This is a genomic window from Pinisolibacter aquiterrae (assembly GCF_019160155.1).
Taxonomy (GTDB): Bacteria; Pseudomonadota; Alphaproteobacteria; order Rhizobiales; family Ancalomicrobiaceae; genus Pinisolibacter; species Pinisolibacter aquiterrae.
This window is the reverse complement of sequence record NZ_JAFNIH010000035.1, coordinates 141,773-160,294: the sequence shown is the minus strand read 5'-3', so window position 1 is coordinate 160,294 and position 18,522 is coordinate 141,773. Positions and strand designations below refer to the sequence as shown.

Sequence of the window (18,522 nt, the reverse complement as noted above, 5' to 3'; positions counted from 1 at the left end):
CCCTCTCCCCTCAACCCAGATAGGCCGCGATCACGGCCGGATCGGCCTTGACCTCGGCGGGCGTGCCTTGCGCGATCTTGCGCCCGAAATCGACGACGACCACTTGGTCGGCGGTGTTCATGACGAGTTGCATGTCGTGCTCGATGAGGAGGACCGAGGTCCCCTCCGCCGCCACCGCGCGGATCAGCGAGGAGAGACGCGCGCTCTCCTCCGCGTCGAGGCCGGCGGCCGGCTCGTCGAGGAGCAGGAGGCGCGGCTCGGCGGCGAGCGCGCGGGCGACCTCGAGCAGACGCCGGCGCCCGTAGGAGAGCGTGTCGGCGCGCCGGTCGGCGACCGCGCCGAGACCGACCCGATCGAGCAACGCCCGCGCCTTCTCGTCGACGCGCCGTTCCATCGCCCGGGTCGCCGGGGTGCCGAGCAGCGCGGCGAGAAGCCCGCCCCGGCTCTTCAGATGCGCGCCGACGGCGACGTTCTCCACCGCCGTCAGATCGGCGAAGAGCTTGACCAGCTGGAACGTCCGCACGAGGCCGCGCGCCGCCCGCTTCTCCGGGGCGAGACGGGTGACGTCCTCGCCCTCGAACAAGACCCGCCCCGAGGTCGGCTCGAGCGCGCCCGAGATGAGATTGAAGAGCGTGGTCTTGCCGGCCCCGTTCGGGCCGATGACCGCCGTGACGCCGGTCGTCGGCACCTCGAAGCTGACGCCGTCGACGGCGACCAGTCCGCCGAAACGCTTGGTGGCATTCTCCACGGTGAGCCGGGCGGTCATGGCGCATCCTTCCGGAAGAGCTCGGCGAGGCCGGCGAGGCCCCGCGGCGCATAGACGAGGATCGCGATCAGGGCCGCGCCATAGGCGAGATCCTGATAGTCGCGGAAGCCGCGGAACGTCTCCGGCAGCATCGAGACCAGCAGCGCGCCGACGAGCGGCCCGACCACCGTGCCGATGCCGCCGACATAGAGCATCGTGAAGGCGAGGATCACCATGTGGAGGCCGAAGACCTCGGGGCTGACGTAGCCGACGACATGGACGAAGAGCGATCCGGCGATCGAGGCATAGCCGGCCGAGATCAGGAAGGAGGCGAGCTTGTAGGAGGCGACGTCGATGCCGAGCGCCCTCGCCGCCTCCTCCGAGCCGGCGATCGCCGCCAGCGCCCGCCCGAACCGTGAGCGCCGGATGCGCGCCACGCACCAGGCGCCGAGCGCCGCCGTCAAGGTCAAGACCACCAGGATCTGCCGGTCCGACACCGCCTCGAAGCGGCCGATGCCGAGCGAGGGAATGCCGGAAATGCCCATGTAGCCCTGGGTGACGCTGGTCCACTGGACCGCGATCTCATAGGTGATGAGGCCGATCGCCAGCGTCCCCATCGACAGATAGTGCCCCTTGAGCCGCAGCGTCGGCCAGCCGATCACGGCGGCGAGCGCCAGCGCCCCGGCGAGCCCGGCCCCCATCGCCGCGATCGGCGACCAGTCGTAGGCCGTGGTCAGCACCGCCGAGGTGTAGCCGCCGATCGCCGCGAAGGCGTTGTGGCCGAAGGAGACCTGCGCGGTCAGGCCCATGAAGACGTTGAGGCCGGACACGAACAGCGCGTAGATCAGCGCGAAGGCGACGACGGTGGAGATGTATCCGCCGACCACCAGCGCCGTCCCGATCAGGGCCACCACGACGAGCCAGGGGGCGAACCCGAGGATCGCGCCGAGGCCGCGCGGAACGGGGGCGAATGCCTTTCCGATCGCCTCAGGCGAAATAGTATCGGGCGAGTTCGTCATGCGTCTTGACCTCACGAGGGTCGATCACCGCGACGGTGCGACCGAGAGAGAGGAGATGGACCCGGCGGGCGAGCTCGAGCGCCAGCGGCGCCTTCTGTTCGACGAGGACGACCGAAAGGCCCTCGGCATTGAGCCGCCGCAGCGTTTCCAGGATCTCGACCGTGACCCGGGGCGCGAGCCCGAGCGAGGGTTCGTCGAGCAGCAGCACCTTGGGGTCCGCCATCATGGCGCGCCCCACCGCGACCATCTGCTGCTCGCCGCCCGACATCGATCCCGCCGGCTGATGCAGGCGTTCCTTCAGCCGGGGGAAGAGGTCGAACACCCGCTCGTAGCGGCGCGCGACCTCTCCGCCGTTTCGCACCCGGTAGGCGCCGAGACGCAGGTTCTCCATCACCGTCATCGGCCCGAAGATCCCGCGCCCCTCCGGCACCAGGACGATGCCGCGCGCCGCCACCGCCACCGGATCGCCGCGCGGCAGGGGCTCGCCCTCGCAGAGCACCTCGCCGCGGGTCTTGGTGAGACCGACGATCGAGCGCAGCAGCGTCGACTTGCCCGCGCCGTTGGGGCCGAGGATCGCGACGAGTTCGCCGCGATCCAACCGGAGATCGGTCGGGGAGAGCGCCTCGACGTGGCCGTAGGAGGCCGCGAGACCGCGCACTTCGAGGATCGGTTCCGACCGGGATCCTTGCGTCATTTCACGATCTCGACCTTGCCGTTCCGGATCGTGGCGAGCAGCAGCGGGTTCTTGGTGATGCCCTGGTGCTGATCCGGGCCGAAGTCGTAGACGCCGGTGGTGCCCTGCCAGCCGGTGATGCCCTCGATCGCGTCGCGCACCGCCGGGCCCTGGAAGGACTTGGCCTTCTCGATCGCCGCGACCGTCAGCATGACGCCGTCCCAGCCGCGCGACGCCCAGTTGGGATCGCGATCGCCGTACTTCGCCCGCCACGGCGCGAGGAACTTGCCGATCTCGGTCTTGAGCGGCCCGTCCGCCAACTGGTCGGAGACCTGCGACGGCGAGGCGACGAAGAAGAACTGGTCGCCCAGCACCTCGGCGACCGGACGGAACACCGCGAGATCCTCGAGGCTGGTCAGGAGCAGCATCTTCGAACCGAGCTGCTTCAGGTTCTTGGCCGCCGTCAGGGTGGTGCCGCCGAGACCGATCTTGATCACCGCGCCGGCGCCCGCCGCCTGCATCTTGCCGAGCTGGACGGAGAGATCGGCGTCGTCCTGCTTGTAGGCCTCGACCGCGACGACCTCGAGCCCGTATTCGGCCGCGACCTTCTCCGCGACGCCCTTCTGCAGGAGCGCGTAGGGGGTCGGGTCGTGGAGCACCGCGACCTTGCGGATGTCGGTCTTCTCCTTGAGATATTCGAAGCGCTTGCGCACCTCGAACCCGGCCGGCGGCAGGGTCGAATAGGCCCACTTCACCTGCGCCGGCTGCTGCGGCAGGATCGAGCAGAGCACCATCGGCCGTTCCGCCTTCACCACCAGCGGCGCGGCGGCGAAGTTGCCGGCCGAGACGCAGCCGGAGACGAAGACGTCGACCTCGTCGGAGGAGATCATCTTCTTGTAGACGGTCACCGCCTCCTGCGGCTCGGACCGATTGTCCTCCACGAAGACCTTGATCTTGCGGCCCATGACGCCGCCCTTGGCGTTGATCGCCTCGGCCGCGACCTCGACGCCGTCGCGCCAGGCGCGGTCGACGGTGGCGGCATAGCCGGTGAGACCGGCGGAGATGCCGATCTTGTAGACGTCCTCGGCGTTCGCCGCGCCGGCGGCGGCGGTGAGCGCGAGGACGGCGAGTGCGATGGTCGACTTGGCCTTCACGGTTGTTTCCTCCGATGGGTCTGGTTCTTTTTGGATTCCGTCTTCCGTCGATGTGTCGCGTCGAGGCCCGCTCACGCGGAGGCGCCGAAGCCGCCGCCGCCGGGGGTCTCGAGCAGAACCCGGTCGCCGGGGTTCATCTGCAGCTTCTTGGCCTGGGAGACCGGCTCGCCGTTGACGAGGAAGCGCCCGGCCGCCCCGCCGCTGCCGCCGCCGAGCCCCTCGGGGCCCGTCTCGAGGCGGCTCGGCACCGCATTGAGGAGCCACGGCTCGTCGGTCCGCAGATGGAAGCCGATGGTCTGGCCGTCGCCGCCCGGCATGCGGCCCTCGCCGCCGGACCCGCGCCGCAGCTCCTTGCGATCGAACACGATCGGCATCGCCGCCTCGAGGATCTCCACCGGCACCGCCGCGACGCCCGTGGGGTAGCAGGTGGCGCTCGGCCCGGGCTTCTCGGCGCGCGCGCCCATGCCGCCCGAATAGTTGAACATCGAGGAGGTGAAGGCGCGTCCATCCGCCCGCTTGCCCTGGACCTGAATGGTCCAGACCGCGCCGGAGCCTTCCGCCACCACCCGGTCGGGGATCACCTGATGGAGCGCCTTCAGGATCGGCATCGGCACGTACATGCCGACGACGTGACGCGCGTTGACGGGGGCCGGATAGGCGCAGTTGACGATCGAGCCCTTGGGCGCCCGCACCTCGATCGGCGCCAGCGACCCGGTGTTGTTGGGCAGATCCGGATTGAGGCAGGAGCGGACCGCGAAGGTCGAATAGGCGTGGGTGTAGTTGAGCACCACGTTGATGCCGGTCGAGGTCTGCTTCGAGGAGCCCTCGAAGTCGATGACGATGTGACCGATCTCCGCGTCGATGGTGACCGCCGTCTTCAGCGTGATCACCTCGCCGCCGGGCACGTCGAATCGGCTCTCGCCGTGATAGGTGCCGGGCTTCAACTTGCGAATGGCGGCGCGGGTCGCCTCCTCCGAGCGGCGTAGGATCTCGTCGGAGAGCGCCTCGAGATCGTCGAGCCCGTGGCGGGCGAGCAGCGTCACGAGATGTTCCGACGCCACCCGGCCGGCCGAGACCTGCGCGGCGAGATCGCCGAAGACCGCGTCGGGCGTGCGCACGTTGGAGCGGATGATCTCGTGCAGCACCTCGTTCGGCACGTCGCGCTCGTAGAGCTTGAGCGGCGGGATCCAAAGCCCTTCTTCATGGACGTCGCGGGCGCCGGCGCCGATGCCGTAACCACCGATGTCGGTGTGATGGATCGTCGAGCCGACCCAGCCGATGAGGGTCGCGCCGTTGAAGATCGGCGTCAGCGTGGTGATGTCGAAGAAATGGCCGGCCGAGAGCCAGGGATCGTTGGTGATCAGCACGTCGCCGGGATCGACCCGGTCGACGAAGAGGCCGGCGAGATGCTTGCCGGCGAAGGCGAGCGAGTTGATGTGGCCGGGCGTGCCGGTGTTGGCCTGCGCCACCATCCGGCCGCGACGGTCGAAGAGGGCATAGGCGAGATCGCCCGCCTCGCGAACGATCGGCGAGAAGGCGATGCGCTGCAACGCCTTCGCCCGTTCGGACACCATGCCGATCAGGTTGGACCAGAGGATTTCGAGTTCGACGGCGTCGATGGAGGAAAGATCACGGGTCATGGTTCGCCTCAGCCCTTGGTGACGACGATGCAGCCGACGGGGTCGATGGAGGCGGTCCAGCCGGGGGGGACCGCGGTGGTGGTCTCGCGTTCCTCGATCACGGCGGGACCGGCGACGGTCTGGCCGACCGCGAGATCGGAACGCCGCCAGACGTCGAGCGGCTGGTCGTCGGCCCAGGCATGGACGATCCGCCGGCCCTTCGGCTTGCCCGGCGCCACGGCCGGACGGCCGGCGGCGTGGAAGCGGATCTGCGGCCCCTCGACGACGACGCGCCAGGTCACGATCTCGACCGGCACATGGGACGGATTGACCCCGTAGAGGACGCGGTATTCCCGCTCGAAGGCCTCGGCCAGCAGCCGCACGTCGCGCGTCGCGCGCGGATCGGCGGCGAAGGTCACGGTGACCTCGTTCTGCTGACCGGAATAGCGCATGTCCGCGCCGATCTTCACCCGGACGTCGGCCTCCGCGCAGCCGGCCTCGCCGAGCGCGGCGCGGCCCTCCTGTTCGAGGGCGCCGAGAATGTCGTCGATGCGCGCCCAGTCGACGGTGTCGAGACGGACGAGATCGGAGCGCACCAGATCGAGCCGGACCGGCGTCACCAGCGTTCCGAAGGCGGAGAGCACGCTCGACTGCGGCGGCACGATCACCGACGACGACTGCAGGAGTTCGGCGACGCCGCAGGCATGGAGCGCCCCCGCGCCACCGAAGGCGAAGAGCGGCAGCCCGCGATAGTCGACGCCGCGATCGGTCGCATGCGAGCGCGCCGCATTGGCCATCGCCTCGGTGACGACGCGGTAGATGCCGCGCGCCGCCTGGACGGCGGTGATGCCGAGTTCGGCGCCGAGACGGCCGAGCGCCGCCTCGGTCGCGGCGAGGTCGAGCTTCATCTCGCCGCCGAGGAAGTTGTCGGCGTCGATCAGCCCGAGCAGGAGATCGGCGTCGGTGACCGTCGCCGACCGTCCGCCGCGCCCGTAGCAAGCCGGGCCCGGGTTCGATCCGGCGCTGTCCGGCCCGACCTTGAGGAGGCCGAGATCGTCGACCCGGGCGATCGAACCGCCGCCCGCGCCGATCTCGATCAGATCGATTGAAGGCACGGTCACGGGAAGACCGCTCCCCTCCTTGAAGCGATAGCGCCGATCGACCTCGAAGAGGCCGGTGACGAGCGGCGTCCGGTTCTCGATCAGGCAGGCCTTGGCGGTGGTGCCGCCCATGTCGAAGGACATCAGCCGGTCGAGCCCCAGCACCTCGGCATAGTGGCAGGCGGCGAGCACGCCGGCGGCCGGGCCGGATTCGATCATCCGCACCGGGTTGCGCCCGGCCGTCTCGGCGCCGACGACCCCGCCGGAGGAGAGCATGATGAGCGCGGTCTGGCCGATGCCCTCGCCGGCGAGGCGCTGCGACAGGCGCTTCAGATAGGGCAGCGAGATCGGCATGGCATAGGCGTTGACGGTCGTCGTCGAGGCCCGCTGATATTCGCGGATCTGCGGCGCCACCTCGGCCGAATGGCAGACGAAGACCCCCGGAAGCCGCCGCGCCAGACCTTCCGCCACCATCGCCTCGTTGGCGGGATTGGCGAAGGAGTTGAGGAAGCAGACCGCGACCGCCTGGATGCCGGCCGCCTTCAGCTCGGCCGCCAGCGCCTCGATGTCCTCCTCCGAGGGCGCGCGCAGGACGGTGCCGTCGGCGAGCGTGCGCTCGGGAAACCCGAAGGTCGTCTCCGGCGCGACCAGCGGCTCGGGGAATTCGATCTGCGGATCGTACATGTCGTAGCGATGCTCGTTGCGAATGACGAGCACGTCGCGGAAGCCTTCGGTGACGACGAGCGCGGTCGGCGCGCCCTTGCGCTCGATCAGCGCGTTGGTGACGACGGTGGTCGCATGGACGACGACGCCGTCGACGTCGCGCGCCGTGATTCCGGCCTTGGCCAGCACCGCGTCGACGCCGGTGAAGAAGCCCTCGAGCAGGTCGTGATGGGTGGTGAGCGTCTTGTCGACGGTCAGCGTGCCGTCGGAGTTGCGCAGGACGATGTCGGTGAAGGTGCCGCCGATGTCGACGGCGAGGGAATGACTCATGGGGTCGGTCTCCAGCCCAGGCTCCGCGACACCTCTTCCGCAGCGGCGAGGACGTCGTGGATCTGGCTTTCCAGCGGGGGGGACGGGATGAACTGCGTGGCTCCGACGATCGCGAGGGAGCCGACCTGACGCCCGCGGTGATCGAAGATCGGCGCGGCGAGGGCATTGACGGATATGATGATTTCATCGGGGGCACTGGCCCAGCCGCGGCGCCTCACCTCGACCAGTTCCGCCCTGAGGGCGTCCGGATCGACGATCGTGTGCGGGGTCCAGGGCTTGAGCGGCTCGGCGAGCAGGCGCTCGCGCTCGGCGTCGTCGGTGAAGGCGAGCCAGACGCGCCCATGGGCGGAGGCGTGGAAATCGAGCCGCGTGCCGGCGCGCGTCCCGAACTCGATGACGGTGCGTCCCTGAATGAGTTCCAGGACGACCAGTTGCCCGTCGATCCGGCCGCACAGCGTCACCGCCTGCGAGGTCCGGTCGCGCAGCCGGACCATCGAATCGCGGGCGGCCGGCACCACGTCGAAGCGCGACCGGATGGCCTCGCCCCAGACCAGGAGCTTGACCGCGGGCTCGTAGCGCCCACTGTCGCGATCCTGACTGACCAACCCGTGCGCCGACAGCGTCACGAGGTGGCGCAGGATCGTCGCCTTCGACGCGTTCAGCGTCTTGGCGATCGACGCCAGGCTCTGGGGAGAGCCTTCGGCGACGAGAAACTCGAGCGCACGCAGAGCGAGGTCGAGCGTACTCGTTCCCGCCGTCATCTTGACCGGCGCAGACGATCGTTCCGTCATCGAGCGTTTCCGTGTTGCGTTTCATTTATTGAAACGCTATTTTGTTTTATGAAACGAGATTAGCGACGCGTCGGTGCTTGTCAAGAGCTCGAACGCACCCATCGACATCGCGATCACCGGCGCTGAGATCGATTGAAACGGTCGGCACGGAGCCGTTTCGCGCTTGCGAAAGCGAAAAATCCCCCGATTCCGCGACGGAAGCGGCCGATCGGGCGATCGCCGCCCCTCGCCTGCCCCCGCCTCGTCTCGCCGTCGCGAAACGACGAACGCCGGCCGGAGGGGACGAACCCTCCGGCCGGCGCCGGGAACCTTCGGACGTCGGATCGGCGGAAACCTCAGAACGGACGTTCGGTCCCGCAGATCGTCGCCCGGTGCATCACGCGGGTGTAGGCGACGTCGTCATAGGGCGTCGCCTTGTGCATGGTGCAGCGGTTGTCCCAGATGATCACGTCGCCCTGACGCCACACGTGGCGATGGGAGAACTCGTCCGAGGTCGCATGGCGATTGAGGCGGGCGAGCAGCGCCGCGCTCTCCTCCGGCTCGAGCCCGACCACTTCCTTGACCACGTCCTCGCCGACGTAGAGCGACAGCCGGCCGGTCTCCGGATGGGTGCGCACCAGCGGATGCACCACGTCCGGCGTCGCCGCGCGCTGCTCTTCGGTGAGCGGTGTGCGATCGGCGAAGGCCTTGGCGTAATAGCCGGAATAGGAATGGACGCACTTCAGCGGCCGGATCTTCGCCTTGGTCTCCGCGTCGAGCGCCTCCCAGGCCGCCTCCATCGAGGAAAACAGCGTGTCGGCGCCGACCGGCGGCACCTCGCGCGCATAGAGCACCGAGCCGAGACAGGGGACCTCGAGATAGGAGAGGTCGGAATGCCAGTTCCAGCCCTCCTTGTGATTGCCGATCGGCTTGCCCGCTTCCCTCTTGTTGGAGAGGACGTAGAGCTCGGGATAGGGCGTCGTCAGGAACTGCTTCAGGACGTGGATCTGCAACTGCCCGAAGCGGCGGGCGAAGGCGACGTGCTCGGCCTCGCTCAGGTTCTGGCCGCGAATGGCGATCAGCGAATGCTCGTTGAGAAGCCGCCGGATCTCCGCGAAGGTCGCCTCGTCGAGCGGCTGCGAAAGGTCGATGCCGGCGATCTCCACCCCGATCTTCGGGGAAAGCGGCGTCACGTCCATCGGTCTTGCTCCTGTGAGATAGAGAGGGGGAACGCGGCCTCGCGCCGCCGCCCCGGGGTGAGAGGAAACGGGGATCCGGCGCTCAGTCGCGCCAGCCCGGAGCGGTGGCGTCGAGGAGGCGGACGAAGCCCGGCCATTCCCGCGAGCCCGGCCAGCGGATGTCGCCCTTCAGTTCGGTGAACTGGCGGGCCGTGTGCTCGCACACCTCCGGCGGCGGCAGATGGAGCCCGGCCGACCCACCCGGCGTCGCCGCCGAGGCGGCGAGCTGAATGCGGGCGGCGCGCTCGAAGTAATAGGCGAGCATGAAGGCCTCCGGCACCGTGCGCCCGACGGTCAGGAGACCGTGGTTGCGCAGGAGAAGCGCCCGCTTTTCCCCGAGATTGGCGGCGAGCCGTTCCTGTTCGCCGAGGTCGAGCACCACGCCCTCATAGTCGTGAAAGCCGATCCGGTCGTAGAAGTGCATCGAGAACTGGCTGACCGGCAGCAGTCCCTCCGGCAGCGCGGAGACCGCGGTCGCCGCGTCGGAATGGGTGTGCAACACGCAATGCGCGTCGACACGCGCCTTGTGGACGGCGGCGTGGATGACGAAGCCGGCGCGATTGACCTCGCCCTCGCCGGAGATGCGATTGCCGTCCACGTCGATCTTCACCAGCGACGACGCGGTGATCTCGCGGAAGAACATCCCATAGGGGTTGATGAGGAAATGCTCGTCCTCACCCGGCACTCGCATGGAGATGTGATTGTAGATGAGGTCGTCCATGCCGAAATGGGCGACGAGGCGATAGGCGGCGGCGAGCTGGAGGCGCGCTTCCGCCTCGTCGCGGGGCTGCTCCACGTTCGCCTGGGCGAGGATGGTCATCGGGATCCTGTCCTTGTCTCGGCCGGTCGCGGCCGTTCATTTCCACCAGACGAGGCGGCGGTCGATCCACACCAGCGCCCCGTAGAGCGCCATGCTGGCGAGCGAGGAGACCGCGATCGCCGCCCACACCTCGCGGAAGCCGATCTGTTGCGTCGCCTGGAAGATGATCCAGCCGATGCCCATGTAGGCGCCGAGCATCTCGGTCACGATCGCCACGATCATCGCCCGGACGATGCCGACGCGCAGCGCCACCACGAGCGAGGGCATCGCCGCCGGAAGCCGGAGCTTCCACATGATCGTCGCCCGCCCCGCGCCGAAGCTGCGCATCAGATCGATCGCCCCCTGCTCCGGCTTCTTCAGGCCGTGCAGCATGTTGAGCAGCACGACGAAGCCGACGGCGAGCGTGACCATCGTCACCTTCGAGGCCGAGCCGATGCCGAGCCAGATCAGCGCCAGCGGCGTATAGGCGACGACCGGCACCGAGTTGATCGCGACGAGGAGCGGCAGCATCGCCTTCTCGAGCGGCGGCGCCGACACCAGGATCATGGCGATCACCAGACCCGCCGCGATCCCGAGCGCGAAGCCGCCGAGCGCCTCGGCGAGCGTCACCGCGAGCGCGAGCGAGAGCGACCCCGCCTCCGTCCAGATCGTCGCCGCCATGGCGCTCGGCGCCGGCAACACGAACTCCGGGATGGCGAAGAGATGGACCGCGATCTCCCAACCGAGGAGGAAGACGGCGAGGCCGGCGAGCGGCGCCAGGGCCGGAATCTTGCGGATCACGCGTCGCTCCTCCACCAGACGAGACGGCGTTCGACGAAGGCGACGGCTCCGTAGAGCCCCGCGCCGACCACGCCGCAACACAGGATGATCAGCCACAGCCGCACCACCGCCTCGGTGTACATGGCCTGGATCAGCATCACGCCGAGGCCGACCGTGTCGCCGAACCACTCCCCGACGATGGCGCCGATGAGCCCGAGCGAGATGCCGAGCCGCAGCGCCACCGCGATCGTCGGCAGCGCCGAGGGCAGCCGCAGCCGCCAGAAGATCGCCGCCGGCCCCGCCCCGAAGGAGCGCATCAGCGCCACCTTCTGCGGATCGCAGGCGAGGATCCCGGCGTGGGTGTTCACGGTGACGGGAAAGAAGGTGAGATAGAAGGCGATCACCACCTTGGCGAAGATCGTGTTGCCGAACCAGATGATGACGATCGCGCCGAAGGCGACGACCGGCACCGTCTGCGACACCACGAAGAGCGGGAAGACCGCCCGCTCCAGCGGCCGCACCAGCGCGAAGAGCACGCCGCAGGCGATGCCGAACAGCGCCCCGGCCGAAAAGCCGAGGAGCGTCTCCGTCACCGTGCGCACGATCCCGTCGAGGACGATGGTGCGGATCCGCCACCCTTCCGCCAGCACGTCGCTGAGCGGCGGGAAATAATAGGGCGAGATCTTGAAGACCCGCGGCGAGAGCTCCCACAGCGCCGCCGCCACCAGGATCATCACGATCGGCAGGCAGACGGAGCCGCAGCCGCGGCCGGTGAGGCGTGTGATCCCGCTCATGCGCCGACCCGGCGCGCGTCGGCGCGCGCCGCCTCGAACGACTTGAGGCTCTCCTCCTCGACCGCGCCGAGGAGGCGCCGCTTGATCGCCATGAACTCCGGCGAGGTGACGATCGAGGCGTCGCGCGGACGCGGCAGGTCGATCGTCTCGGAACATTTGATGGTGCCCGGCCGCGCGCTCATCACCACGACGCGGTCGCCGAGGAAGATCGCCTCGTCGATGTCGTGGGTGATGAAGAGGACTGTCCGGCGATGCTCGGCCCACACGTCGAGCAGCCAGCGCTGCATCATGGCGCGGGTGAGCGCGTCGAGCGCGCCGAAGGGCTCGTCGAGCAGAATGAGCTCGCGTTCGAACAGGAAGGTGCGCATCAGCGCCACGCGCTGGCGCATGCCGCCCGAGAGCTGATGGGGATAGTGATCGCCGAAGCCGGCGAGACCGAAGTCCGGCAGCATCGCCCGCGCCCGCTCGCGCGCCTGACGGACCGGCACTCCTTCCACCTCGAGCGCCAGAATGGCGTTGTCGACCACCGTGCGCCAGGGAAAGAGCAGATCCTTCTGCGGCATGAAGGCGACCTTGCCGAGCAACTCGCCGTCCTGCTGGACGCGACCGCGCATCAGGATCGAGCCGTCGTCGTCGCAGGGTTCCAACCCGCCGATCATGTTGAAGAGCGTGGACTTGCCGCACCCCGACGGCCCGATCAGAGTGATGAACTCGCCGGGGCGGATCTTCAGATCGACACCGGACACGGCGACCACCTCGGACGGCGAGCCCGCCCCGAAGCGCTTCCAGACGTTGACGAGTTCGATGACGGGCAGTTCCTGGCCGTCGTCGGACGTTGCGGGGCTCGTTCCCATTCCCGAGATGCTCCTCGATTCCGTTGCAGGTCCGATCGGCCGGCGCGGACGCCGACCGATCCTCTCGCGTCCGCCTCAGAGCTTCTTGAGACTGTCCGGTGCGGCCTTCCAGAAGCGATCGTCGAAGGCGGCATGGACGTCCGGCACCTTGGTGAGCACACCGGCGTCCTTGAGGAGCTGGGCGAGCTTCTCGATCTTGGGATATTCGATGGCGAGGAGGCCCGGCGCGCCCGGCGGCAGCATCAGTTCGCGCAGCACCTTCATCTGCGCCGCCTGATGGGCGCGATCGAGGCTCGGGTCGACCTTCATGACGATGTCGACCGCCTCGTCGGGATTGCGCAGCGCATACTGCCAACCCTTGAGCGTCGCCTCGAGGAAGTTCTGGACGAGCTGCGGCTTGCCCTCGGCGATCGCCTTGGTGGTCACCAGCGTGTCGCGCGGCACCGAGATGCCGTAGTCGTCGGCGCGGAAGACCTTGAGATCGGTCAGACCCTTGGCGACCAGCGTCTGATATTCGTTGTAGAGGGTGGCGGTGGCGACGTCGACCTGACCGTCGATGAACGGGTTCATCGTCGCCGACTGCGGCACCAGGGTGAAGTCCTTCTCGCCGATGCCGACGGAGGCGAGCATGGCCTTCAGCGTGTGCTGGGCGCCGGTGAACCAGGTCGAGACCTTCTTGCCGCGGAAGTCCTCGAGCTTGGTGATGCCGGAGGAGGCCTTGGCGACGAAGACGTAGGGCGTGGTCAGATGCGAGACGCCGAAGGCGACCAGCGGCAGGCCCTTGTCGGCGGCGGCGAGCTGGCTCTCCGCGCCGCCGGTGAGGCCGAACGTGTCGGCGCCGGAGGCGACCAGCGCGTCGGCATTGAGGTTCGGACCACCGGGATTGATGGTGAGATCGATGCCGACGGCGTCGTAATAGCCCTTGGCCTTGGCCACGTAGAAGCCGGCGAACTGGGTCTGGGTCAGCCACTTCAGGCGCAGCGACACCTTCTCGGCCGCCGCCGCCCCACCCGTCGTGCCGGCGAGGGCGACGACGCCGAGGCCGGCGGCCGTCGCCGCGACCATGGCGAACCGCCCCATGCGGGCGAGGACGGTGCGACGGTCGATCGGGGAGCGGTGCTTGGATTGCGGGAACTGCATCGGTCTGCCTCCTCGAAGTCCGGGCTCGGCCACCTCGTCGCATCCTGCTGCGAGATGAACTCCGGTACACAAAATTTGCAATCGTGTATATGCAGGCCCCGTGCCATCAGGAATTTCTCGTATGGCACCGCCGCGCGCCGGCCCGTCGGTCCGCCGCAGACCATCGATCAAACCATTGAAACAAATAGATTTACGAGGCTTCGATCGAGGCCTCGCGCCCCGGCCCCGTCAGGGCTTTCGCGCCCCTCGAGCGACTGCAAACGCCTCGCACTCTCCTGCCCATCATCGCGCCAAATGCGCGCCGGACGATCGCCATTTGATCGATTCATGGGCAGAACCACCCTTCACCCCCGGAAAGCACCCTGATTTTCCCTGGAAGCGACATTGCGGCGATTCTTGCATATGATATGGCGTACCTTGTATCCAAAGCCGGAAGGGAGATCGTCATGTCCGAGGCCGAGACCGCCGTCGAGACAGCCGCGTCGGAACCCCGGGCGACCTACCGCACCATCGCGGAGAGCCGCCCGGAGGACTACGTCGTTCAGAACCTCTATCAGAAGGGCCTGCACGACGGCGTCGCCGACCTCTATCTGAACTTCCTGCGCAGCCTCGAGAGCCCGCATCTCGGCTTTCCCGTCGATCGGCTCGAACATTCGCTCCAGACCGCGACCCGCGCCTTCCGCGACGGATGCGACGAGGAATACGTCTTCACCGCCCTCTTCCACGACGTCGGCGAGGCGGTCGCCCCGGCCAATCACCCCGAGGCCGGCGGCGCGCTGCTGCGCCCCTACGTCTCGGACGAAAATTATTGGCTGGTGCGCAACCACGGCGTCTTTCAGGGCTATTATTACTACCATTTCATCGGCCGCGACCGGCACCTGCGCGAGCACTGGCGCGGCCATCCGAACTTCGAGAAGACCGCCCTCTTCTGCGAGAAATACGATCAGACCTCGTTCGACCGCGACTACGATTCGATGCCGCTCGAGGCCTTCGAGCCGATGGTGCGGCGGATTTTGTCGCAGCCCCCGAGGTTCCGGTTCGAATGAGACGACGACGGCCGCCCGAAATCGGGCCGCGCCGTGAACGAAGGCACGACGGGAGAAGACCATGAGGCAGCCCAGACGTACGGGATCGGAAACGCGCGCGGCCGATCTGCGCCATACCCTCGAGGCGGCGATCTTCGCCGGAACGCTGCGCCCCGGCACCCGCCTCGACGAGGTGGAACTGGCCGAACGCTTCGGCGTTTCGCGCACCCCGGTGCGCGAGGCGCTCCAGTCGCTCGCCGCCTCCGGCCTCGTCGACATCCGCGCCCGGCAGGGAGCGCACGTCGCCTCGGTCTCGCTGCCGATGCTGCTCGAGATGTTCCAGGTGATGGCCGAACTCGAGGGGCTCTGCGCCAATCTCGCCGCCCGCCGCGCCCGCCCAGAGCAGCGTCGAAAGCTCGAAGAGACCCATCGTCATCTGGTCGACGTCGACAAGGAGAACGATCCGGTCAAGTTCTACGAGGCGAACCGGCAGTTTCACGAGGCGCTATACGAAGCCTCGAACTCGGAATTCATCGCCGAGCAGACGCTTCTCCTGCGCAATCGCGTCTCGCCTTATCGCCGTTACATCACCTTCCAGCCCGGACGGATGATCGCGACGATCGAGGAACACGAGGCCGTGCTCGCCGCCGTGCTCGCCGCCGACCCCGTCGCCGCCCAGCGCGCGATGCGCGATCACGTCAATCTCCTCGGCGACAATCTGACCGATTTCATCGCCTCCATCCCCCCCGAGGCCCTGACGCCCCCCGGCGAACGTTCCACCGCCGCGCGCCGCACCGCCCGCATCCTCGAGGCGGCGAACGAGGCGCCGTGACGACGCCGACGAAGAGCCGGCGAAGGTGATTGACAACGACGACTGTGTATGCAGAAATTTGAATCGTGCATAATTTGATGCGGCGGATCGAGGCGCTCATGCCCCCATCGACCGACCCATCGTCCGTTTCGTTGGAGAATCATCGATGGATCTGAAGCTCGCAGGACGGCGCGTCCTCATCACCGGCGCCTCCCAGGGGATCGGCGAGGCGGCGGCCCACGCCTTCGCCGCCGAAGGCTGCCGCATCGAACTCGCCGCCCGCTCGGGCGACAAGCTCACCGCCATCCGCGACCGCATCGTCGCCGAGACCGGCGTCGAGGTCGGCATCCATGCCATGGACCTCGGCTCCGACGCGCAGATGCACGCGCTCGCCGATGCGGTCGGCGACGTCGACGTCCTCGTCAACAACGCCGGCAACATCCCGTCCGGCCCGATCGACGCCGTCGACGACGCCGCCTGGCGCAAGGGCTTCGACCTCAAGGTCTTCGGCTACGTCTCGCTGACCCGCATCTACTACGCCCGCATGCAGAAGCGCGGCACCGGCGTCATCATCAACGACATCGGCAATTCCGGCGAGAACTGGGACGCCAACTACATCGCCGGCTCGACCGGCAACGCCGCGTTGATGGCCTTCACCCGCGCGCTCGGCGGCGTCAGCATGGACTACGGCGTCCGCGTCCTCGGCGTGAACCCCGGCCCGGTCGAGACCGAGCGCATGGTGCGTCTGATGAAGCGCCGCGCCGTCGACCTCTTCGGCGACGAGGGCCGCTGGCGCGAGCTCTTCGACCGCTACCCGTCCGCCCGCCCGGCGACGGTGGAGGAGGTCGCCGACCTCATGGTCTTCCTCGCCTCGCCGCGCGCCGGCTACGTCAGCGGCACCATCGTCACCGTCGACGGCGGCATCGCCGCGCGCGGGTCGATCATCAAGGAAGGCGGCCTCAAGACCGTGGTGTCGGCATGAGCGACTTCGAGGAGAAGAACGCCTTCTTCGACCGGCTCGTGTCGAACCCGAACGTGCGTTGGCTCGGCCAGAACACCAACCACTTCCCCCTCCACCCGAAGGTGCGCGAGGCGCTCGAGGCCTCGATCCGCGACGAGAATTTCCACGTCTATGCCCCGCCCGCCGGCGTCGAGGCACTGCGCGAGGCGATCGTCGCCGATCTCGGCCTGCCCGGCGCGCGGGCCTTCGTCACCAACGGCGCGGTCGAGGCGCTGGCCATGATCGTGCGCGCCTTCTGCGGCCCCGGTCGCGACATGGTGACGACCGATCCCGGCTGGAAATGGCCGATCCTCTTCGCCCGCCGCGCCGGCGCGACGGTGACCGAGATCCCGATCTGGACGCCCGAGACGAACTATCGCCTGACCCCGGAGCGCCTGCGCGCCGAGGTCGGTCCGAACACGGCGGTGATCTATCTGGTCGACCCCAACAATCCGCTCGGCGTCGGCTATTCGGCCGAGGACATCGAGGCCTTCGCCGCGATCGCCCGTTCGGTCGGCGCGATCCTGATCCACGACAGCACCTATCGCGACTTTGCCGACGCCCACACCCCGGCGACCCGGGTCTATCCGGAAGGTGCGGTCACCGTCGTCTCCTTCTCCAAGTGGCTCGGCTTCGCCGGCCTGCGCCTCGGCGCCTTCGTCGCCATGCCGGAGCTGATGGAGAAGATCGCGGCGGTCTCCGACGCCCCGCTCGGCTGCTCGATGCTCGCCCAGGCGGGAGCGCTCGCCGGCCTCTCGGTCAAGGCCGAATGGATGGCCGCGATCGGCCCGCGTCAGCGCGCCAATCAGGCGATGATCGCCGAAGCGGTCGACAAGCTGCCCGGCTTCTCGATGCCGGTGCCGGACTCCCAGGGCAATTTCGTCGTCGTCGAATGTATCGAGGCGGGCATCCGTCCCGAGGCGCTCGTCGCCGAACTCGGCGCCCACGACGTGATGATCCGCCAGGGCGCCTATCACACGCCCCGCTTCGGCCATCGCTTCGTCAAGGTGAGCACCACCGTGCCGGAGGCCTGGGTCCGCGACTTCGTCGATCTCCTGCCCGCCGCCGTCGAGCGCGCCCGCACCCTCAACGACCTCTCGTCTCTCTTCTGAGGAAGGAACCCACCATGCCCTTCGCCACCGCCTCCGACGGCACGCGTCTCTGGGTCGAGGAGGCCGGCGTCGGTACGCCGATCGTCTTCGTTCACGAATTCGGCGGCGACCATCGGGCATGGGAACCGCAGATGAACTTCTTCGCGCGGCGCCATCGCTGCGTCACCTTCGCGGCGCGCGGCTATCCGCCGTCGGACGTGCCGAGCGCCGTCGACGCCTATTCCCAGGCGATCGCGGTCACCGACATCCTCGCCGTCATGGACCATCTCGCGATCGAGAAGGCCCATGTCGTCGGCCTGTCGATGGGCGGCTTCGCCACCGCCCATTTCGGCCTCGTCGCCCCAGAACGCGCCCTTTCGCTCGTGATCGCCGGCGCCGGCTACGGGGCGGAGAAGCAGTTCGAGGACTATTTCCGTGGCGTCTCGCTCGACGTCGCCGACAATTTCGAGAAGAAGACCGCCCGCGTCTTCGCCGAGACCTATGCGCTCGGCGCGAGCCGCGTGCAGTTCGAGAACAAGGACCCGCGCGGCTGGCGCGCCTTCGCCGACCGCCTCGCCGAGCACTCCGACCTCGGTGCCGCCAACACCATGCGCGGCGTCCAGGCGCGCCGGCCCTCGCTCTACGACCTCGAGGCGGAGTTCGCGAAGATGCCGGTGCCGACCCTCGTCATGGTCGGCGACGAGGACGACCACTGCCTCCAGCCGGGCATCTTCCTGAAGAAGACCATCCCCGCCTGCGGTCTCGCCGTGCTGCCGAAGACCGGCCACACCCTCAACATCGAGGAGCCGGAACTCTTCAACGCCCATCTGCGCGAGTTCATCGCCATGGTCGAGGCCGGCCGCTGGCTGCCGCGCGATCCCCGCGCCATCGCCAGCCAGATCATGAAGACGGAGTGA

18 protein-coding genes are annotated in these 18,522 nt (G+C 68.4%); 5 read left to right on the top strand and 13 right to left on the bottom strand.

Going from position 1 to position 18,522, the window contains the following annotated elements; all coding sequences use genetic code 11:
* Positions 1–10: 10 nt before the first annotated feature.
* The 13 genes from J3S89_RS14370 to J3S89_RS14310 all read right to left on the bottom strand — a co-directional run bounded on the left by J3S89_RS14370 (position 11) and on the right by J3S89_RS14310 (position 13,678).
* The gene (locus tag J3S89_RS14370; protein WP_217928329.1) at positions 11–766 is read right to left on the bottom strand and encodes an ABC transporter ATP-binding protein; all 756 of its coding nucleotides are present in this window, start codon (positions 764–766) and stop codon (positions 11–13) included.
* Positions 763–1,764, bottom strand: coding sequence for a branched-chain amino acid ABC transporter permease (locus tag J3S89_RS14365; protein ID WP_217928328.1), 1,002 nt, complete (start codon positions 1,762–1,764; stop codon positions 763–765). Before J3S89_RS14365 ends, J3S89_RS14370 begins: the two co-directional genes overlap by 4 nt.
* On the bottom strand, positions 1,733–2,458 hold the full coding sequence (locus J3S89_RS14360; RefSeq protein WP_217928327.1) for an ABC transporter ATP-binding protein: 726 nt from the start codon (positions 2,456–2,458) through the stop codon (positions 1,733–1,735). The genes J3S89_RS14365 and J3S89_RS14360 overlap by 32 nt, the downstream gene beginning before the upstream one ends.
* A complete protein-coding gene (locus tag J3S89_RS14355) occupies positions 2,455–3,591 on the bottom strand; it encodes an ABC transporter substrate-binding protein (protein ID WP_217928326.1) in 1,137 nt (378 codons plus the stop codon). The genes J3S89_RS14360 and J3S89_RS14355 overlap by 4 nt, the downstream gene beginning before the upstream one ends.
* A 71-nt stretch (positions 3,592–3,662) precedes the next feature.
* On the bottom strand, positions 3,663–5,231 hold the full coding sequence (locus tag J3S89_RS14350; protein WP_230489054.1) for a hydantoinase B/oxoprolinase family protein: 1,569 nt from the start codon (positions 5,229–5,231) through the stop codon (positions 3,663–3,665).
* Between the two features lie 8 nt (positions 5,232–5,239).
* Positions 5,240–7,303, bottom strand: coding sequence for a hydantoinase/oxoprolinase family protein (locus J3S89_RS14345; protein ID WP_217928325.1), 2,064 nt, complete (start codon positions 7,301–7,303; stop codon positions 5,240–5,242).
* Positions 7,300–8,094, bottom strand: a complete 795-nt coding sequence (locus J3S89_RS14340; RefSeq protein ID WP_217928324.1) for an IclR family transcriptional regulator — start codon at positions 8,092–8,094, stop codon at positions 7,300–7,302. Before J3S89_RS14340 ends, J3S89_RS14345 begins: the two co-directional genes overlap by 4 nt.
* 335 nt (positions 8,095–8,429) lie before the next feature.
* Positions 8,430–9,266, bottom strand: coding sequence for a TauD/TfdA dioxygenase family protein (locus J3S89_RS14335; protein ID WP_217928323.1), 837 nt, complete (start codon positions 9,264–9,266; stop codon positions 8,430–8,432).
* Between the two features lie 88 nt (positions 9,267–9,354).
* Positions 9,355–10,131: a class II aldolase/adducin family protein gene (locus tag J3S89_RS14330; protein WP_217928322.1), complete on the bottom strand. Its 777-nt coding sequence runs from the start codon at positions 10,129–10,131 to the stop codon at positions 9,355–9,357.
* A 36-nt stretch (positions 10,132–10,167) separates the two neighbouring features.
* The gene (locus tag J3S89_RS14325) at positions 10,168–10,911 is read right to left on the bottom strand and encodes an ABC transporter permease (protein ID WP_217928321.1); all 744 of its coding nucleotides are present in this window, start codon (positions 10,909–10,911) and stop codon (positions 10,168–10,170) included.
* A complete protein-coding gene (locus J3S89_RS14320; RefSeq protein ID WP_217928320.1) occupies positions 10,908–11,684 on the bottom strand; it encodes an ABC transporter permease in 777 nt (258 codons plus the stop codon). Before J3S89_RS14320 ends, J3S89_RS14325 begins: the two co-directional genes overlap by 4 nt.
* A complete protein-coding gene (locus tag J3S89_RS14315) occupies positions 11,681–12,538 on the bottom strand; it encodes an ABC transporter ATP-binding protein (RefSeq protein ID WP_217928319.1) in 858 nt (285 codons plus the stop codon). The genes J3S89_RS14320 and J3S89_RS14315 overlap by 4 nt, the downstream gene beginning before the upstream one ends.
* Before the next feature lie 75 nt (positions 12,539–12,613).
* Positions 12,614–13,678: an ABC transporter substrate-binding protein gene (locus J3S89_RS14310; RefSeq protein WP_217928318.1), complete on the bottom strand. Its 1,065-nt coding sequence runs from the start codon at positions 13,676–13,678 to the stop codon at positions 12,614–12,616.
* A gap of 446 nt (positions 13,679–14,124) precedes the next feature.
* Between J3S89_RS14310 and J3S89_RS14305 the strand changes: the two genes are divergently transcribed.
* The 5 genes from J3S89_RS14305 to J3S89_RS14285 all read left to right on the top strand — a co-directional run bounded on the left by J3S89_RS14305 (position 14,125) and on the right by J3S89_RS14285 (position 18,522).
* Positions 14,125–14,724 carry an HD domain-containing protein gene (locus J3S89_RS14305; RefSeq protein ID WP_217928317.1) on the top strand — a complete coding sequence of 200 codons (600 nt, stop codon included), beginning with the start codon at positions 14,125–14,127 and terminating at the stop codon, positions 14,722–14,724.
* 61 nt (positions 14,725–14,785) lie between these two features.
* The gene (locus J3S89_RS14300; protein WP_217928316.1) at positions 14,786–15,535 is read left to right on the top strand and encodes a GntR family transcriptional regulator; all 750 of its coding nucleotides are present in this window, start codon (positions 14,786–14,788) and stop codon (positions 15,533–15,535) included.
* 145 nt (positions 15,536–15,680) lie between these two features.
* Positions 15,681–16,496, top strand: a complete 816-nt coding sequence (locus J3S89_RS14295) for an SDR family oxidoreductase (RefSeq protein ID WP_217928314.1) — start codon at positions 15,681–15,683, stop codon at positions 16,494–16,496.
* Positions 16,493–17,626: a pyridoxal phosphate-dependent aminotransferase gene (locus tag J3S89_RS14290; protein WP_217928313.1), complete on the top strand. Its 1,134-nt coding sequence runs from the start codon at positions 16,493–16,495 to the stop codon at positions 17,624–17,626. Before J3S89_RS14295 ends, J3S89_RS14290 begins: the two co-directional genes overlap by 4 nt.
* 14 nt (positions 17,627–17,640) lie before the next feature.
* Positions 17,641–18,522 carry an alpha/beta fold hydrolase gene (locus tag J3S89_RS14285; protein WP_217928312.1) on the top strand — a complete coding sequence of 294 codons (882 nt, stop codon included), beginning with the start codon at positions 17,641–17,643 and terminating at the stop codon, positions 18,520–18,522.

Excerpts from the sequence above, each read along its gene's own strand:
- J3S89_RS14370 (WP_217928329.1), bottom strand. The coding sequence starts at position 766 with ATGACCGCCCGGCTCACCGTGGAGAATGCCACCAAGCGTTTCGGCGGA.
- J3S89_RS14365 (WP_217928328.1), bottom strand. The coding sequence starts at position 1,764 with ATGACGAACTCGCCCGATACTATTTCGCCTGAGGCGATCGGAAAGGCA.
- J3S89_RS14360 (WP_217928327.1), bottom strand. The coding sequence starts at position 2,458 with ATGACGCAAGGATCCCGGTCGGAACCGATCCTCGAAGTGCGCGGTCTC.
- J3S89_RS14350 (WP_230489054.1), bottom strand. The coding sequence starts at position 5,231 with ATGACCCGTGATCTTTCCTCCATCGACGCCGTCGAACTCGAAATCCTC.
- J3S89_RS14345 (WP_217928325.1), bottom strand. The coding sequence starts at position 7,303 with ATGAGTCATTCCCTCGCCGTCGACATCGGCGGCACCTTCACCGACATC.
- J3S89_RS14340 (WP_217928324.1), bottom strand. The coding sequence starts at position 8,094 with ATGACGGAACGATCGTCTGCGCCGGTCAAGATGACGGCGGGAACGAGT.
- J3S89_RS14330 (WP_217928322.1), bottom strand. The coding sequence starts at position 10,131 with ATGACCATCCTCGCCCAGGCGAACGTGGAGCAGCCCCGCGACGAGGCG.
- J3S89_RS14320 (WP_217928320.1), bottom strand. The coding sequence starts at position 11,684 with ATGAGCGGGATCACACGCCTCACCGGCCGCGGCTGCGGCTCCGTCTGC.
- J3S89_RS14315 (WP_217928319.1), bottom strand. The coding sequence starts at position 12,538 with ATGGGAACGAGCCCCGCAACGTCCGACGACGGCCAGGAACTGCCCGTC.
- J3S89_RS14310 (WP_217928318.1), bottom strand. The coding sequence starts at position 13,678 with ATGCAGTTCCCGCAATCCAAGCACCGCTCCCCGATCGACCGTCGCACC.
- J3S89_RS14305 (WP_217928317.1), top strand. The coding sequence starts at position 14,125 with ATGTCCGAGGCCGAGACCGCCGTCGAGACAGCCGCGTCGGAACCCCGG.
- J3S89_RS14300 (WP_217928316.1), top strand. The coding sequence starts at position 14,786 with ATGAGGCAGCCCAGACGTACGGGATCGGAAACGCGCGCGGCCGATCTG.
- J3S89_RS14295 (WP_217928314.1), top strand. The coding sequence starts at position 15,681 with ATGGATCTGAAGCTCGCAGGACGGCGCGTCCTCATCACCGGCGCCTCC.
- J3S89_RS14290 (WP_217928313.1), top strand. The coding sequence starts at position 16,493 with ATGAGCGACTTCGAGGAGAAGAACGCCTTCTTCGACCGGCTCGTGTCG.
- J3S89_RS14285 (WP_217928312.1), top strand. The coding sequence starts at position 17,641 with ATGCCCTTCGCCACCGCCTCCGACGGCACGCGTCTCTGGGTCGAGGAG.